At 59.0% G+C, this 14,833-nt stretch carries 14 protein-coding genes and 1 pseudogene; 11 read left to right on the plus strand and 4 right to left on the minus strand.

Going from position 1 to position 14,833, the window contains the following annotated elements:
* Positions 1–19 precede the first annotated feature (19 nt).
* Positions 20–535: an autoinducer binding domain-containing protein gene (locus H8A95_RS35950; protein WP_229187434.1), complete on the minus strand. Its 516-nt coding sequence runs from the start codon at positions 533–535 to the stop codon at positions 20–22.
* A 1,214-nt stretch (positions 536–1,749) separates the two neighbouring features.
* Between H8A95_RS35950 and H8A95_RS35955 the strand changes: the two genes are divergently transcribed.
* From H8A95_RS35955 to H8A95_RS35970, 4 genes are all read left to right on the plus strand, one after another.
* Entirely contained in the window at positions 1,750–2,466 is a 717-nt protein-coding gene (locus H8A95_RS35955; protein WP_229170593.1) for a sulfite exporter TauE/SafE family protein, read from the plus strand.
* Positions 2,467–2,728: 262 nt separating this feature from the next.
* Positions 2,729–3,268, plus strand: a complete 540-nt coding sequence (locus H8A95_RS35960; RefSeq protein ID WP_229170594.1) for a hypothetical protein — start codon at positions 2,729–2,731, stop codon at positions 3,266–3,268.
* A gap of 46 nt (positions 3,269–3,314) precedes the next feature.
* Entirely contained in the window at positions 3,315–3,566 is a 252-nt protein-coding gene (locus H8A95_RS35965) for a hypothetical protein (protein WP_229170595.1), read from the plus strand.
* Positions 3,567–3,643: 77 nt separating this feature from the next.
* Positions 3,644–4,729, plus strand: coding sequence for an IS5 family transposase (locus H8A95_RS35970; RefSeq protein ID WP_229170596.1), 1,086 nt, complete (start codon positions 3,644–3,646; stop codon positions 4,727–4,729).
* Between the two features lie 307 nt (positions 4,730–5,036).
* Here the strand turns inward: H8A95_RS35970 and H8A95_RS35975 are convergent, their stop codons facing one another.
* On the minus strand, positions 5,037–6,170 hold the full coding sequence (locus tag H8A95_RS35975) for a Fic family protein (RefSeq protein WP_229170597.1): 1,134 nt from the start codon (positions 6,168–6,170) through the stop codon (positions 5,037–5,039).
* A 147-nt stretch (positions 6,171–6,317) separates the two neighbouring features.
* On the opposite strand from H8A95_RS35975, the gene H8A95_RS35980 reads away from it, so the two are divergent.
* The 7 genes from H8A95_RS35980 to hemN all read left to right on the plus strand — a co-directional run bounded on the left by H8A95_RS35980 (position 6,318) and on the right by hemN (position 13,077).
* Positions 6,318–6,899, plus strand: coding sequence for a hypothetical protein (locus H8A95_RS35980; RefSeq protein WP_229170598.1), 582 nt, complete (start codon positions 6,318–6,320; stop codon positions 6,897–6,899).
* A complete protein-coding gene (locus H8A95_RS35985; RefSeq protein ID WP_229170599.1) occupies positions 6,896–7,462 on the plus strand; it encodes a hypothetical protein in 567 nt (188 codons plus the stop codon). The genes H8A95_RS35980 and H8A95_RS35985 overlap by 4 nt, the downstream gene beginning before the upstream one ends.
* Entirely contained in the window at positions 7,459–8,268 is an 810-nt protein-coding gene (locus H8A95_RS35990) for a 7-cyano-7-deazaguanine synthase (protein WP_229187435.1), read from the plus strand. The genes H8A95_RS35985 and H8A95_RS35990 overlap by 4 nt, the downstream gene beginning before the upstream one ends.
* Positions 8,252–9,433: an XRE family transcriptional regulator gene (locus tag H8A95_RS35995; RefSeq protein WP_229170601.1), complete on the plus strand. Its 1,182-nt coding sequence runs from the start codon at positions 8,252–8,254 to the stop codon at positions 9,431–9,433. The genes H8A95_RS35990 and H8A95_RS35995 overlap by 17 nt, the downstream gene beginning before the upstream one ends.
* A complete protein-coding gene (locus H8A95_RS36000) occupies positions 9,411–10,034 on the plus strand; it encodes a PIN domain-containing protein (protein WP_229170602.1) in 624 nt (207 codons plus the stop codon). Before H8A95_RS35995 ends, H8A95_RS36000 begins: the two co-directional genes overlap by 23 nt.
* 505 nt (positions 10,035–10,539) lie before the next feature.
* Positions 10,540–10,854, plus strand: a complete 315-nt coding sequence (locus tag H8A95_RS36005; protein WP_312001501.1) for a recombinase family protein — start codon at positions 10,540–10,542, stop codon at positions 10,852–10,854.
* 888 nt (positions 10,855–11,742) lie between these two features.
* The gene (gene hemN, locus H8A95_RS36010; protein WP_229170603.1) at positions 11,743–13,077 is read left to right on the plus strand and encodes an oxygen-independent coproporphyrinogen III oxidase; all 1,335 of its coding nucleotides are present in this window, start codon (positions 11,743–11,745) and stop codon (positions 13,075–13,077) included.
* Positions 13,078–13,310: 233 nt separating this feature from the next.
* Here hemN and H8A95_RS36015 read toward each other — a convergent pair whose 3' ends face one another.
* Positions 13,311–13,823 (minus strand): hypothetical protein, encoded by a 513-nt coding sequence (locus H8A95_RS36015; RefSeq protein WP_229170604.1) that lies wholly within the window; start codon positions 13,821–13,823, stop codon positions 13,311–13,313.
* 619 nt (positions 13,824–14,442) lie between these two features.
* Positions 14,443–14,559: pseudogene (locus H8A95_RS36020) on the minus strand (ATP-binding protein); the annotation flags it as partial.
* Positions 14,560–14,833: the final 274 nt, after the last annotated feature.

Below are 14,833 nucleotides of genomic sequence, written 5' to 3' on the forward strand. Positions count from 1 at the left end.
TTCAGGTTGAGAGCGCGTCTCACCTTGATCGCCGCCGCGCACCATAGGCTGTGTGAAAGTGCCAAGCCAATGCATTGAGATGACCGATGCGATCCTGAGGATCAGCATCGTCCGACGGAGATGCAAACGACACCACAGATACGCGGCCTAACGGCCCATACAATGGCACGCTCATGCCATGCTTCAGGCCTGCCTCTCTCGCTTCGTCCAGTACGCGTCTCTCGTCAGGTTGAAGTTGATAGTGGTCGGCGAGTTGCTCCCACACAAACGGCCTAGAAAGCATGGGCGTCCGCCGCACCACCGGATCGATGGTGTGGTACTTGCGTTTTAAGTATCGGTCGCACCAGTCTGGCGGCCATTTCATGGCCACGGTCGGGGGTGGATACTCCGCCAGGCGAAGCGGCTCGACGAAGTTGAGGGCGCCGTAAGCAACTTCACTGAAGCCCTCCTCGGTGGCGCAGCTGACAAGAAGCTCGAACAGCGCTCTGAGCGAATGCGTCTGGTTTGCGCATTCAGTGAAGCTAAACAGATCCATGACGGGCGGCTCAGGACGCCGATCCAGGTCGGTGTCGCTGCGTTCAATTGCGCTTGTTCCAGGCGGAGCCAAGTTCCATTCCATAACCTGAATTCTTCGGTTTGCTCTTCGTGAAGTCTGGAGCGCTCGCATGCTGCCTCAGACGCCATTCCCGAATTCGGTGCCCTGCGCCAACTCCGGTGGCGTGATCGTCTCCGTCAAACAGCCAAGGTGCCGCCCTATCCTTCGTCCGAGGCCGAACAGCACGACGCGCACCGCAGCGCTCACGTCATTCAATATGATCTACCCGGGTCGCCGGCGACGCGCTGACAATATTGAAGATCGCGGCAGGGACGGCCATGTTGATGGTCTACGTTCTCGATGCACGATCGACCTGCTGATGGCGGTAGGGACGGAAGGTCCGAGCGCTGGTTTGGCCGGCGTGCGCGCCCTGCGACTTGGAGGCGATCCGGCGGCTGTCCTAACGATTCAGCCGGCGATACGAACCGCCCAGCACAACCGGCTGCGACGTCAACATAGATCAGATTGGATTGTGCAAGAGATTGGTCCGGCCCGAGTGAAGCTTCGCTGCGTCCTGAGGCCGAGCGCGGGCAGACCCTAGGCGCTGAACTTCGCGAACCGCGTGAGCTAGAGCACGCCAGCCCGCTCGCGGGTACCGGGTTCGACCTGCGTGGTGTCACCGTCGATGCTCTGCTTGCCGGCGAAGATGACAGGGCATCATTTTTCTTCCCCGTCTTGCCAATTAGCATCGCTTGCCCTTGGCCGGTGCTCCGCCCGTCCACAACGTCGAGGGTGCGGGCGATGAGCAACACGCAGCAGTCGCCGCAAAAGGTAATTTCCTGGCATCAGTGGAGAGATGACGAAAAAGCAGGTCGACGACCGGGCAACCGACTGTACCGTGCATGTGCAGCGGCTCGGAATGCAGCCGTGGACGTCAGGCGGGGCCGGGAGCACTGCCCATCCGACAGGCCTTGTCCGTCGACCGGCAGCTACCAAGTTCTTGCGCGGCCCAGTCAACTACCAACCTTAGTAATTGACGGAGACGATCGCCACATGGCAATCGTGACTGACTATAGGTCCGGCCGCGCGCATTCCGACTAAAACTGGGAATCCAAGGCAAAGTCCCGACGGGAAAGACAATTGCGCCTCACCTCGGCAGGGCATCCTTGATGCGGTCGCAACCAAGGCGAAGAGCTTCGCCAAGATCGGTGAGTATGTTTTCTCTGCTCCTGGCGATCATCTCACTGCTCTATACGACCGTTGGTCAGGCGGGTGGTACTGCATTCCTGGCGTTGATGGCTTTTGCTGGTGTGCCATCGACAGAGATGCGCCCAACGGCGCTTGGTCTCAACATTGTGGTCGCGACTTTTTCTACGTGGGTCATCAACCGCAACAAAGTTGTTGACTGGATAATGCTGCGTCCGCTTCTGCTTTCATCGATGCCAACGGCGCTTGCCGGTGGTCTTATGGTGCTCGGGGAACACATTTACAAGACGCTGACCGGAGTCGTACTTCTTCTGGCAGGCGCCGTGATGATCGTGCGGCACGGACGCGCCGCCGAACGCGTTTGCGAAACTCCGCTCTGGGGAACGTTGAGCATTGGTGCAGTCATCGGCCTCGTTTCCGGGCTGACCGGCGTGGGCGGCGGAGTGTTCCTCGCCCCGACGCTTATCGCACTGAATTGGGCGTCACCTAAGCAGACCGCCGCGCTGTCGCCGCCTTTTATCCTGGCTAACTCCGCTCTCGGCTTCGTCGGAGTTCTTTTCACTGGCCAATTTCCGTCATCGAATTTCGGGCTTTATGCAATCGCCGCACTGGCGGGTGCCGTGGCAGGAACGGTCATCGGCCTGAAATGGATGAGCCAGACAACTGTAAGGTTCATCCTTGTGGCGGTTCTGCTCATCGCCGGCATCCAATTGGTTCGCGCTTGAAAATCTCACGTCTTACTTTTCACAGCGCGGTTAGGTCGAGGTGCCATATGATGCAAACCGCGGCTCAAATTGAGCTCGAGAATCTGACGCCCTTTCAAAGCCTGCAAGTAGCCATTGAGCAGCATATTTCCAACCTGGAAAAGCTACATCGCCGGGCGACGGCGGGGCACATCACCGTTCGGTGCCCGGTTGATCGTCACGAGCCGGAATGGTCAGGATCAGGTGAGCACCCAGTTCGCGCTTCCCAATGGGCGGGAGATCAATGTCGGGCGGGGCGCGCGAGTGGGATGAGCGGCACGCCGATTTCGCCTCTGTCGTGCACGACAGCTTCAATCAAATGCGCAGCCAGCTGCAAAACCGAGAGCACCTGATGGGCGCGGCGGGTCAGGCGAGCCCTCGTGAAGGAGAGCCGATAGGTACGGTCGTGCGGATCGATCCAAGGGGTACATTCGGCATCCTCAAGAGCGATAGGGGCCACGAGATATACTTCAATTTAATCAGCGTCCTGGAAGGCCGTGCCAATCTCGTTGTTGGCTCGCGCGTCAACTATGTCGAGGTGCTGGGTGAAGACGGTCTGCAAGCGTTCGCAATCAAACTTCTGAACAGGCCAGCTTATGAGCCAGATAAGCCACCGTCAGCGGCCGGAATGGATGGTAGCGGAGTTCACGAGCCATCGAGTCCGGCGCGAGCGGCCGTTCCAATTTCCAAGATCAGAGTTCAAGCTCGCTATTGGTCCGAATTCGCCGTCTCGATTCTGAAGGCATGCTCGGGAGGGATTTCTCTTCGGGCAAGTCGATCGTGATTTGAATTAGGGATGAGATGGGATACTCGCGAAGATAGAGGAGCTCATGTCAATCCGCATCCTCTGCTGCATCAAAACGACGCCCTTCGCGGCTGCGAAGCACTTCGTCAGCGATAAAGCTCTCAATACGCCAACCGTGATCGCCGAAGCTTTTTCCTCTACAGGAGTAGCCATCTGGCTAAATTGCGGTGTTGGGCCGATCGGCAACAAACGAACAGCCAAGGTAAAGGCATGGCACCCCCTTGGGATTTACACGCCCTTCATAGGCGCGATCAGAGAGAGGCTTCGTTCGCTCTAGCAGTCTGCTGAAGAACCCCCTCGCCACGGAGGAGGCTTGATGATTCACTTTATCATCTCGAATCGGCAGAGACGATCATGCGGGGCAGGTTTGCGGATCAGGGCGGGCTGTTTTCGTACATCGCGCCGGATAAGCGTGTGCCGGCGAACCATCCGCTGCGGAAGGTCCGGGAACTCGTTCGGGATGTCTTGAGTGATTTGAACCGCAGCCTTGGGAGGCTCTATGCCAGCGAGGGACGTCCTTCGATCCCTCCGGAGCAATTGCTGAGCGCCCTGCTGCTGCAGGTGTTCTACGGCATCCGCTCGGAACGCCAGTTGATGGAGCAACTGGACTACAATCTTTTGTACCGCTGGTTCGTGGGCCTGTCGCCGGACGATCCGGTCTGGGACCCGACCAGCTTCACCAAGAACCGGGAGCGGCTGCAGAACGGCGATGTGTTCACGAAGTTCATGACCCGGCTTCTGAACCATCCGCAGGTCAGGCCGCTGCTGTCGGACGAGCACTTCTCGGTGGATGGAACACTGATCGAAGCCTGGGCTTCACAGAAGAGCTTTCGCCCCAAGGACGGCGGCGGTGACGATGATGACGGCGCCAACTTCCACGGCCAGCAGCGCAAGAACGACACCCATGCGAGCACCAGCGACCCTGACAGCAGGCTTTACCGCAAGGCGGCCGGACGGGAGGCCAAGCTTTACTATATGGGCCACGCCACCATGGAGAACCGGCATGGGCTGGCGGTGGCCGGCAGGGTCACGCATGCCAATGGCACCGCCGAACGCCGGGCTTCGGAGACCATGCTGAAGGCGAGACGCAAAGCCGCAGGCCGCCGCATCACGGCCGGTGAGGACAAGGCATACGATACCGCCGATCACGTCGCCAATCTCCGCGCCATCGGCGTGACGCCGCATGTGACACAGAACCAGGCCGTCACCAAAACCGGCAAGACCCGCAACAGCGCCATCGACGAACGAACCACGCGGCATCCGGGATACGGCATGTCGCAATCACGCCGGGCGATGGTCGAGTGCATCTTCGGATGGGGCAAGCAGCATGGCACCATGCGCAAGACCAAACATCGTGGCATCGCTCGCGTCGCCGCCGACTTCCTGCTTAATCTGATCGCCTATAACCTGATCCGCATTCCCAAACTGCTGGCCGCGTAGCAATACCGGGCGGCAACCTCACGCAAAAAATGCCTTCAAACCGGCAAACACATCACCTGAAATCTGATCGACGGCCTTCACCGAGGCAAAGAAGACGCAAATCCTCGGGTTTTTCAGCAGACTGCTAGGCCAAAGGGCGCCAGAATTTCCTCGGCGCCTTGTTCTTCGAGTTGCCAGTCATGTCCCAGCTGCGCCCTCCAGAATATCCGATCCTTCAGCCCGAAGGAAACGCTCACTCTTCTCGGCGCAAACAAAGCGGGTGCGGCGCGGGGATTCAAACCGGAAATGCCAAAAACTGTCTCAGCTTTCAAATATCTGAGGCGAAGTCATCGGCCTTGATCTCCGTGAGCGAGTAGCTCGTATTGCGGCCCCCCCCCTCGTCTTTCGTAAGGATGCCGCGATCAACGAGCTCATTGATGTCGCGCAGCGCCGTATCGGCCGAGCATTTTTCGATCTTGGCATATTTGGACGATGTCAGCTTGCCCTCGAATCCGTCGAGAAGCCGGTTGAGAATATCGCGTTGTCGCTTGTTGAGAGGCGCCTCCACATATTGCTTCCAGAACGCGGCTTTCCGGAAGACATGCGCAAGGATCGCCTCCGCGCCGTCGAAGGCGCGATCCAGGCACGCGAGAAACCATTCAAGCCACTGCGTGACATCGAGTTCACCTTTTTGCGTGGCTTCGAGCATGTCGTAATAGGCATTTCGCTCCACACGGATCTGAGCCGACATGCTGTAGAAACGCTGCGGACTATGCTCTGAGCGCGCGAGCCACATGTCGGCAATCGCGCGTGCAATCCGTCCATTGCCATCGTCGAATGGATGGATGGTCACAAACCAGAGATGGGCAAGCGCGGCCTTGATAACGGGGTCGAGTTTGTCGTCGGCATTGTACCAGGCGAGGAAGGCCGCCATGTCGTGATCGATCCGGTCGGCGCCGGGGGCTTCGTAATGGATTTTTTCGCGGCCATACGGGCCGGAGAGAACCTGCATTGGACCGGATGCCGCGTCGCGCCATGCGCCGACTCTAATCTTGCTTAAGCCGCTGCGCCCGGTCGGGAAGAGCGCCCCGTGCCAGCCGAATAATCGCTCGTCGGTAAGCGGTTCTTTGAATCGCTGTGTGGCGTCGAGCATCATCTCCACCACGCCGTCGACGTTGCGGTCGGCCGGCGAGAGTGCACCGGCGTCCATACCCAGACGACGGGCGATGGAAGACCGGACTTGATCCTTGTCCAGAATCTCGCCTTCGATCTCGCTGGATTTAAGAACGTCCTCGGTCAGTGTTTTCAAGACCGCTTCTTCCCGTAGCGGGAAACCAAGCGCCTGCATGCGGCCAATGAACCGGCCCTGCCGGTGGCGTACTGCGGCCAGTTGCTGAGCGAGGGCCTCGTAATTCCATCGGAAATCGGGCCAGTCTGAATATTCGTAGATGTATTTCGGCATTCTCCGCACCTCTTGCGGTGATTATGGGGCGCACTCGCCGCATCTGCAAGATTATTCTCCGCAACTATAGCGGGGAACAAGAGGGGTATTCTCAGTATTTGACATTGTCTGATTTTATTTTCTATATTTTTGACATGCAGAATCGCCATGAGTGATGGTCCGTACAAAAGTTTGAACATGACGCCCGCCTGGAAGAAGTTTGCGGAATGGGCGCACAAGGCCGCATTTGAGCCTGACGAAGTCGCCGCGCGCGTCGTCCCTGCACTGGAAGAGACGTGGCGCGATGAAGGCTGCGGCGAAGTTGTCCGCGCCATCCGTCCGATCCTGGGCGATGCCCGCCAGAGCGACATGTTCGGACAAGATAAATCGGTCGAACTGGAAGCTGCGCGGCGGGATCTATCCGCCGGATCCCCGATGCGACGCCTGATCGTCGATCACGTCATCCAATCCGTAGCGAACGGAAAGTTCGGCGTCGACGCGGTTTGCGACGGCGTCGAGAACGCCTTGCGCGACCGCGCGGCGCGGGGGCCCAGGCAAGTGGAAGAACATTATCTGCGTAAGCAAAGCCCCGAATCGATGGCGATCCGCGTCAGAAATCGCATGGAAGACGCGGTGGCGAGCGCTCCGATTGCGGGGCTTGCCCGCCGCCTGTCGGGACTGGACACTGCTGCCGCCCAACCGCAATTGGTCAAGCAGCAAGGAATTGATGACGGTGTGAGGCTGCGATGAACGATGATGAGCTGCCTGCGATCCAAGTCCAGGTGCACGAAGAAGGCGGTCGCTCGCGCGCCGGCTGGATTCCGTGCGAGATCGGGACCAACCTCATCTTCAAGACGCATAATCTTGCGGCCTATTTCTTCGCGAAATGGGAGCCGGTCGTATTCGACCTGATGCTGCTCGCCGCTTCCGTTGAGTTCTGCGACCGCATACAGCGCCGCCCGGCCCTGGGATGGGGGCGGGCCTTTGAACTGCGCCTGCCAGTGCATGACCCCGACGCTTGGAATCAGAAGAGCGCGTCCGACACGTTGCATGATGCGCTCGAACTGCTGACCGGAGATCAGTGGAAAGTCACCTTCATAAAGCGGAAAAAGTCCGCCCTCGAACCGGCACAGGAACTATTTCATCTGGATACCGGGGCCGAGGCGGTTATTCCCTTCAGCGATGGCCTCGATTCCCGCGCGGTCGGCGCGCTGATGGCGGAAGAATACGGCAGTCGGCTGGTGCGTGTTCGCCTGGATCAAAGAAAAAAGACCACCCTAAAGATTCGTTTGGGCGGAAGCAGCCTTTCATGACGCTGCCCTATCAAGTGAAGCCCGGCGCATCCCGCTTTATCGAATCAACCGCCCGGTCGCGGGGGTTCAAATTTGCTGTCCTGAGTGGGGCGGCCGCGTATTTCGCAAAAGCCGGCAAGGTCATCGTCCCCGAAAGCGGACAGGGTGCGCTCGGCCCAACGCTCGTGCCCGTCGGTCAGGCTTATGAGGATTACCGGAACCATCCCCGATTCATGAAGCACATGACGGCGTTTTTCCAAGCGCTTCTCGGCTACGACATCGCCTTCGTATTCCTGCGCCTGTGGTTTACCAAGGGTGAAACGCTCAAAGCGTACATGGCATTGAGCAAGGGCAAGAACACCGAGTGGTCGAAGACGCGGTCATGTTGGCAGGACAACCGTCATGTGTCGGTCGATAATCACCGGCGCCAATGCGGTATTTGCGCGGCCTGTATGCTGCGCCGCCTGAGCGTTCATGCGGCTGACCTTAACGAGCCCGCAGATACGTATGTCTGGGAAAATCTCTCTGCGCCTACCTTCGATGCGGGAGCCGCTAAAGGGTTCGATAAAAAGACCCGCGTTCAAAAGCATTATGCAATCGCAGGCACGTTGCATCTCGATCACCTCGCGTATTTAAAGCAGTCGCGTGCGGCAGAACGGCCACTCGATCTCGCGGCCTTTCAGCTCGCACGCGCCCTCGAAGCGGTCATCCGTCCAAAACTGGACCGGCTGCTCTCCCAACACCAAAAAGAATGGAAAACCAATATGAATTCACTGGGACCACAGTCGTTTGTTGTTCAGTGGGCCGACAATGACCAGTCTGCTTGAGACCATGCCGCCGACGGAAGTTGGTGAGCGCCTCCGTGAAGCGCGCGACCGCGTCAAGCTCAAGCAGGCGGAGGCGGCGGAATCTGTCGGGCTTTCACGAACCACTCTGGTTGCGATCGAGCAAGGCCAGCGGCGTGTGCGGATCGATGAGTTGCGCAAGCTCGCGAGCCTTTACAAAATGTCGATCAATGAGCTGATGCGGCAGGAGGCGATTCATACGGATCTTACCCCTAAATTCCGCAAGTTGTTCCAGCAAGAGGATGATGCGGTCGAACTCGCTGTGAAGCAATTAGAGAACTTGGCGCGCGCCGAAGCGGAGCTAGAGCGGCTTCTCGGCGTGCAACCGCTGCGTAACTATCCACCGGAGCGCCCGATCCTTCCCGGTGACGTTCGGGCACAGGCCGAACAGGACGCGCTCGAATTGCGACAGCGGCTCGGATTAGGCTTGAGCCCGATCTCCGACATCGTAACGCTGCTTGAGCTTGAACTTGGTGTACGCGTCTATATCCGTCGGATCGACGGCGGAATCTCCGGCCTGTTCGCCTACGACGAGGCGCTCGGCGCCTGCATTCTTCTCAATGGCAATCACCCACGCGATCGCCGTGCCCAAACGGCAGCCCACGAGCTCGGTCATCTGGTTTCTACGCGGCGGGAGCCGGAAGTTCTGGAGGAGGGCGTGACTGAGAACTCTCGTGAGGAGCGTTACGCCAACACCTTCGGCAGAGCCTTCATGACCCCTGCCCGTGCGGTCATGCAGAAATTCAGGGAGATTACCGTCGGATCGGAAAAACTGACCCGGCGGCATGTCATCGTGCTCGCACATTTCTTCGGCGTATCACGTGAAGCTATCGTCAGGCGATTGGAGGAACTCAAGCTGGCGAAGTCCGGGACGTGGGATTGGTTTCAGGCGAATGGAGGCATTAGCGATCAGCAGGCCGCTCAGGTGTTGGGCGATCTTTCGGGTCCCGACCTCCATAAAGCGGATGCGGACAGGCCGACGACGCTTCGGCTCGGGCTTCTCGCCGGCGAAGCCTGGCGCCGCGGGATACTGAGCGAGGGGCAACTCGCCCGCATGCTCCATCTGGACCGTGTCGAGCTGCGGCGCATGTTCGATGGCCTGGAAATAGAAGGGAGCGAAGCCGATGGGGCTCTCATGCCTGATTGACCCCACCGCGCCGGTTGTTGTCGATGCGAGTACCGTGATCAATCTGAATGCCACGGCCTGCGGGCCACATATTTTGAAGGCGATTCCGAATCCCTTCATCATTACGGATGTCGTGCAGGGAGAGCTCCTCGAAGACTGCCGGAATGGTCGAAATGACGGGCAATTAGTCGCCGAGCTTGTTGCGGCAGGCCTTATCTCCGTTGCGAAGCTTGACGATCTCACCGAGCCCCATTTCGAGGATCTGGTGATCGGACGGGGCGACGCAACCCTCGACGACGGCGAAGCCGCGACCATCGCCTATGGCGCCGAGAAAGGAGCGATCACCCTGATCGACGAGCGTAAGGCTACGCGTATCTGCGGTGAACGGTATCCGCGCCTGACCGTTGGAAATTCTTTTGATGTACTCACCCATCCCGCCGTGCTGGCGGCATTGGGTAACGGCGCCAGCGCCGATGCGGTCTTCAACGCGCTCCGGTTCGCCCGGATGCGGGTCCCGCCCACTTTGTTGAAATGGGTAGTCGAGCTGATCGGAGTAGAACGCGCGCCGATGTGTGAATGCCTGCCGCGCGCATATAGAACAAAAGACGACGCTCATCGATGAGAACGCAGACTCATTGAGCGAGATCGTTTTTCCTGAATCCGCCGGCCGACTGAATCGCACTATCTATATCGCAAACATGGAATGATCTGATAACGTAGTTAGTTTGCAATCAAGCCGAAGCGCAAGTTTTCGCACGACGCGGAAAATACGATTCAGCCCGCGACGACGCGAAGTCGTCCGATCGAGCACGCCAGCCGCATCCAAGGCCTGGCATCGAGTTTCTTTTTATTGTTGCCTATCGTAGAGCTAATGGTGCTCGGATTATCCCGGTGCGACCAACGCTTGGTGGCACTCCGATGAAAGACGTTGGCGTTCAGCAATGCAAAGACATCGACAGGTGCAGCGAACTGGAGTTGACGCTTGCATCACAGTGCCGCAACGCGCCAGATCCACGTCTCGTCGAATTCGTGCGTCTGCTCGCTCGCCATGCGGCGCAGCCGCTGGTACGGACAAGCCAACAAGGAGCAAGGGTCGCAGCGCACCTGACTTCACCGGAGACCAAGTCATGAAGGTCGCGCTTTACGCCCGCTACTCCAGTGACAACCAGCGAGACGCGTCGATCGCGGACAAGTTTCGCGTCTGCCGTGCCTATGCCGAGAAGCTGGGTTCTCGAGTCGTTGAGGAATGTTCCGACCACCCGATTTCCGGTGCATCGCTTCTGCGTGCCGGCGTCCAAGCGCTTATTGCCGACGCCTTGCGCGGGCGATTTCAAGTGGTGCTGGCGGAGGCGATGGATCGCCTCTCGCGTGATAAGATATCGCTAGCGTGTTCAAGCGCATGCCTGTGCCAACGTAAAGATCGTTACTTTATCCGAGTGTGAGGTTACGCACCTGCATGTCGGCCTCAAGGGCACGATGAACGCCCTCATCGCTAACGAGGACGCGAACTGCACAATTGCGCGGGCTCTCGCGAGAATCGATAACCGCAAAAGCGATCGCAAGAACAAGCGAAATGAAGTGCAGAAGCGCAGCAGAAACATATCGCAGATAGTGTCCAGGCGTGAGGAAGCTGGCCCGGCTGGCCTTCGCGATCACCAGCGCCCGAAACTTGGTGTGGAAAGCAGCTTGTATTCGGCGACGGGACGCCTCCGAGCCAAGGCGCCCCGACGCACTTTGCCGGGTTGGAAGTGCGCCGGGCCCGCCCCAACATCATCAGTACATCCGTGACGATGCTTGCGGCAATGAGACAAGCAGCGTGGCGGAATTGAGGCCCCATCCATTCTTTTGACGTGGCATCCAAAATGATTTCATGCGCGGCTCTAAAGGACTTGAATCTCACCTAGCGTCAAGTTCTATGATCTCGTACTTGTCAGCGTCATCCAACCAGCAACTTACTGTCCATGGCATCGCCCGCCGGACGCATCCTGCTCGCGGCATTTATCCGAGAGGTGCCACCTAGCGAGGAAAGCGGCGAGAAGCCACTCGGCTCACCGATCGCACTGAATGGTCCCTTTCCTTGCTAAATTCCTGCGCGCAAGTTGGTCGGAAGGACGTCTAGCGGCTATCGGCCATGTGCATGTGAGACGCTCATCTTTCGCACGAGCATCCAAATGATCGCCAGTGGATGCCTCTCACGCCCACCTCAGCCCCTGACCTCGGGAACGTGATACAGATTTCATGACCAAGTTTGCGCGAGTTGACATAACGCAAAGCCACAGGAGAGCGCATAGGTCAGCTTCGGGTCCGTATGAGCATGGGAGCGTCAAGCCTTGCAGACCGCACTCCTGAACAAGTATTGCGATGCTCGCCTGCCTTGGTACACCATCTACCCAACTGTACCGGATTTCACCACGACGATCGGCGCCAAGACTTGTGAGACATGGTTGAGGCGGCTGCCGCCCGACGAACCAGTATCGCTCTATCTCCACGTCCCTTTCTGCCAGTCGATCTGCTGGTATTGCGGCTTTCCCACGAGCCTTATTCGCAGCGAGCGGTCGATTCGCAATTATTTGGCGGCGCTGCGGGAGGAGATTCGTTTGGTTGCAGACCAACTGCCGCGCGCCTTGCCCGTCAGCGACGTGCATTTCGGCGGCGGAACTCCGACTACCATCAAGCCTGCCAATTTCCTTGCCTTGATGGAATTGCTGCGCAGCTGCTTCGCGTTCAGCAAGTCGGCTACCGTCGCCATCGAGATCGACCCGCGCGCGTTCACGACCGAAATGGCGCAAACTTTAGGAGCAGCCGGGGTCAGCCGCGCGAGCATCGGCGTGCAAAGCTTCGACCCCAAGGTTCAAAGGGCGGTCAACCGGCTCCAAAGCGAGGCGCAGGCGGCTTCTGCGGTCGAAAGCCTTCGCCAGCATGGAATAAGCCACATCAACTTCGACCTTCTCTTCGGACTGCCGCATCAGACGGTGCAGTCCTGTGTAAGCTCCGCAAGGACGGCCGTGGCCATGCGGCCCGACCGGCTTGCGATTTTCGGCTACGCCCACGTTCCCTCCTATATGAAACGTCAGCGCCAGATCGACGAGGCGGCGCTGCCTGACAATATTGCCCGCGCCGAGCAAGCCGCCGCCGTGGCAGATACGCTGGTCTCCGCCGGCTACCACCAAATCGGGCTCGACCATTTCGCCTTGTCGGACGACGAGCTCGCGCTGGCCCAGAAAGCGGGTTGGCTGCGCCGCAACTCGTTGGGCTATTCGGCCGATACCTGCAAAACCGTGATCGGCTTTGGTCCGTCAGCCATCGGCCGTCTCCGTGACGGCTACGTCCAGAACGAGGTCGCAACTGCTTCCTATAACCAACACATTAGAGCAGGTCGTCTGGCGACGTCGAAGGGCTACCGTCTCACTGAAGAAGATCGGCTGCGGGCTGCAATCATCGAGCGCCTGATGTGCGATTTGCAGGCCGACGTGCCGGCACTGTGTGCTGCCCACGGATTTGATCCGATCGCTTTTCTTGATTCAGCGGACCGCTTGGAAACGCTCACTGAGGACGGAATAGTAGAGATCCAGGACGGTTTCATCCGCGTCAAGCAGGAGCACCGTTTTGTCATCCGCGCTGTGGCTGCCGCATTCGATGCTTATCGCGACCGCACACCCTATTAGCAAAGCCACGCATGTGAGCAGATCCAAAGCATGGCGCTCCCTCGCTAACGAGTGATCGGAAGAAGCGCCGCGGGCAGCTCCGCCTGAAAGTGGAGATTCAAATTCGGTTCAAATGCCGAGAGATGCGGATCGGAAGAAAGAGTATCTGCTGATCAATCGAGCTCTCGATAGGGACTTGGCGCGCCGCAGCAGCTGGTGGAACTTTAAGATCCCCCGCGCAGCAGCCTGAGGCGTCAAGGGCCGCCCGTCCTCTGTCCTGCGATCACTGGCGCACCTCCGACGGAAACAGGCCCCTGTGGTTTGGACCTCTCGACGCGCTTCTTGGCCGGGCTCGAAGCAGCTTGTGCCGACGACGAAGAAATAGCGGAGGGAGCGGAAGGGACAGGTGCTGGAATCTGCAAGGACTCAATCCGCGAAGTCAGCACCGTGATCTGATCTAAGATCCCTTTAAGGTCCTTCCGCTGAGCATCGATGCGGCGGTTGAGTTCTGTAATATCCTCGCTCGCCTTCTGCTGCGCCCAACGTATCTCGGTCAGGGATGTCCTGTCCTCCGCTGACAGGCCCACCGCCGAATCGGCGAGGCCGGCTGCCGGCGTCTCGACAAACCCTGCGAGGCTCCCACCAAATTGGGCTGCTACCGAACACAAGCCGACGAGGACAGCCAGAAACATCAAACCCCAGCGAATGCGCCCTGACGAGCCGTATAATAGCGGCCGCAAGTCCGAAGCGGCCGCCTGATCAATCATCTCCATCGTTCCTTGCCCGACTTCCCCGTTTCGATAGGCTTGTTTTGCGAGAGCTCGCCGTACTCACGACTCCCGGCAAACCGCAAAGCAAACACTTTACGCGGGCTCCTGCATCATAGGGCTGGCGGCAAGCGATAGTTCTCGTCTTCGTCGGTCATAGTGCAGCATTTTTGCGTCATTCAGGAGAACCTTGCAGATTTTCCTACCCTGCCGCCGCCTGATTCGAACCGGCCGCCATTTCCCTTCAAGGTCTCAATCTCGTCTTTCCGTGCTGCCGAAACTGGCAACTTCACGGCCGGGCGCCGCGTAAGGCGCGCCAGCTGGGCGCTCGAGCCACCTTGCCATTGGAGCGGCAAGTGCTGGACATGGCCAACTACCAATCCTAGCAGGTTTGCCGATTCCGATGATCTCGCCCACCATTCCGATTTGATGTCGCCCGGGGCGCGAGGCGTTCTGGCTGTTTTGGTTTCTGGCATCGGTGAAGCCGCGGGGTCAACCTTGAATCGCGGCTTGAGGCCCTTCTTCGTCTGCTGTTGGTCTGCTGTTGGTCTGCTGTGGGCATGTGGGCAACGCTCTTTGCGTTGTCCAAGCGCAGCGGCATGTCCACAGCGCCACTGGCTCAGGCCTTTCGGTCGGGTTTGCGGGTTCGCCGCAGGCTCTCGCCGTTGAGATCGATCCGGTGGGCGTTGTGGACCAGGCGGTCGAGCACGGCATCGGCGTAGGTGGGATCGCCGAACACGTCAGAGTACCGCTATTCTTGAGCGGGTCGCGCCTCACGTCACGATCACGGACCCGCATCATTTTCTGTTTGGGTACCGCCTTGAGGTGCTGAAGGAGCGTTCGGGGCGCGGTCCCGCCTACGTCGTTGTCGCGGTGCCGGACGGCCGGCCGCGGGCGGTTCGGATCGCGTCGACGGATCTTGCCGAGACGCCGATCACTTCCCGCCCGAACGCCGCCGATCTGCCGCGCATCAGTGCACGTACGCTGATCCCATTGATGCAACTATAGCG

Origin of the sequence: Bradyrhizobium oropedii (genome assembly GCF_020889685.1) — a bacterium.
Taxonomy (GTDB): Bacteria; Pseudomonadota; Alphaproteobacteria; order Rhizobiales; family Xanthobacteraceae; genus Bradyrhizobium; species Bradyrhizobium oropedii.

Coding starts and splice junctions, on each gene's coding strand:
- H8A95_RS35950 (WP_229187434.1), bottom strand. CDS start 535: ATGGATCTGTTTAGCTTCACTGAATGCGCAAACCAGACGCATTCGCTC.
- H8A95_RS35955 (WP_229170593.1), top strand. CDS start 1,750: ATGTTTTCTCTGCTCCTGGCGATCATCTCACTGCTCTATACGACCGTT.
- H8A95_RS35960 (WP_229170594.1), top strand. CDS start 2,729: ATGTCGGGCGGGGCGCGCGAGTGGGATGAGCGGCACGCCGATTTCGCC.
- H8A95_RS35965 (WP_229170595.1), top strand. CDS start 3,315: ATGTCAATCCGCATCCTCTGCTGCATCAAAACGACGCCCTTCGCGGCT.
- H8A95_RS35970 (WP_229170596.1), top strand. CDS start 3,644: ATGCGGGGCAGGTTTGCGGATCAGGGCGGGCTGTTTTCGTACATCGCG.
- H8A95_RS35975 (WP_229170597.1), bottom strand. CDS start 6,170: ATGCCGAAATACATCTACGAATATTCAGACTGGCCCGATTTCCGATGG.
- H8A95_RS35980 (WP_229170598.1), top strand. CDS start 6,318: ATGAGTGATGGTCCGTACAAAAGTTTGAACATGACGCCCGCCTGGAAG.
- H8A95_RS35985 (WP_229170599.1), top strand. CDS start 6,896: ATGAACGATGATGAGCTGCCTGCGATCCAAGTCCAGGTGCACGAAGAA.
- H8A95_RS35990 (WP_229187435.1), top strand. CDS start 7,459: ATGACGCTGCCCTATCAAGTGAAGCCCGGCGCATCCCGCTTTATCGAA.
- H8A95_RS35995 (WP_229170601.1), top strand. CDS start 8,252: ATGACCAGTCTGCTTGAGACCATGCCGCCGACGGAAGTTGGTGAGCGC.
- H8A95_RS36000 (WP_229170602.1), top strand. CDS start 9,411: ATGGGGCTCTCATGCCTGATTGACCCCACCGCGCCGGTTGTTGTCGAT.
- H8A95_RS36005 (WP_312001501.1), top strand. CDS start 10,540: ATGAAGGTCGCGCTTTACGCCCGCTACTCCAGTGACAACCAGCGAGAC.
- H8A95_RS36015 (WP_229170604.1), bottom strand. CDS start 13,823: ATGATTGATCAGGCGGCCGCTTCGGACTTGCGGCCGCTATTATACGGC.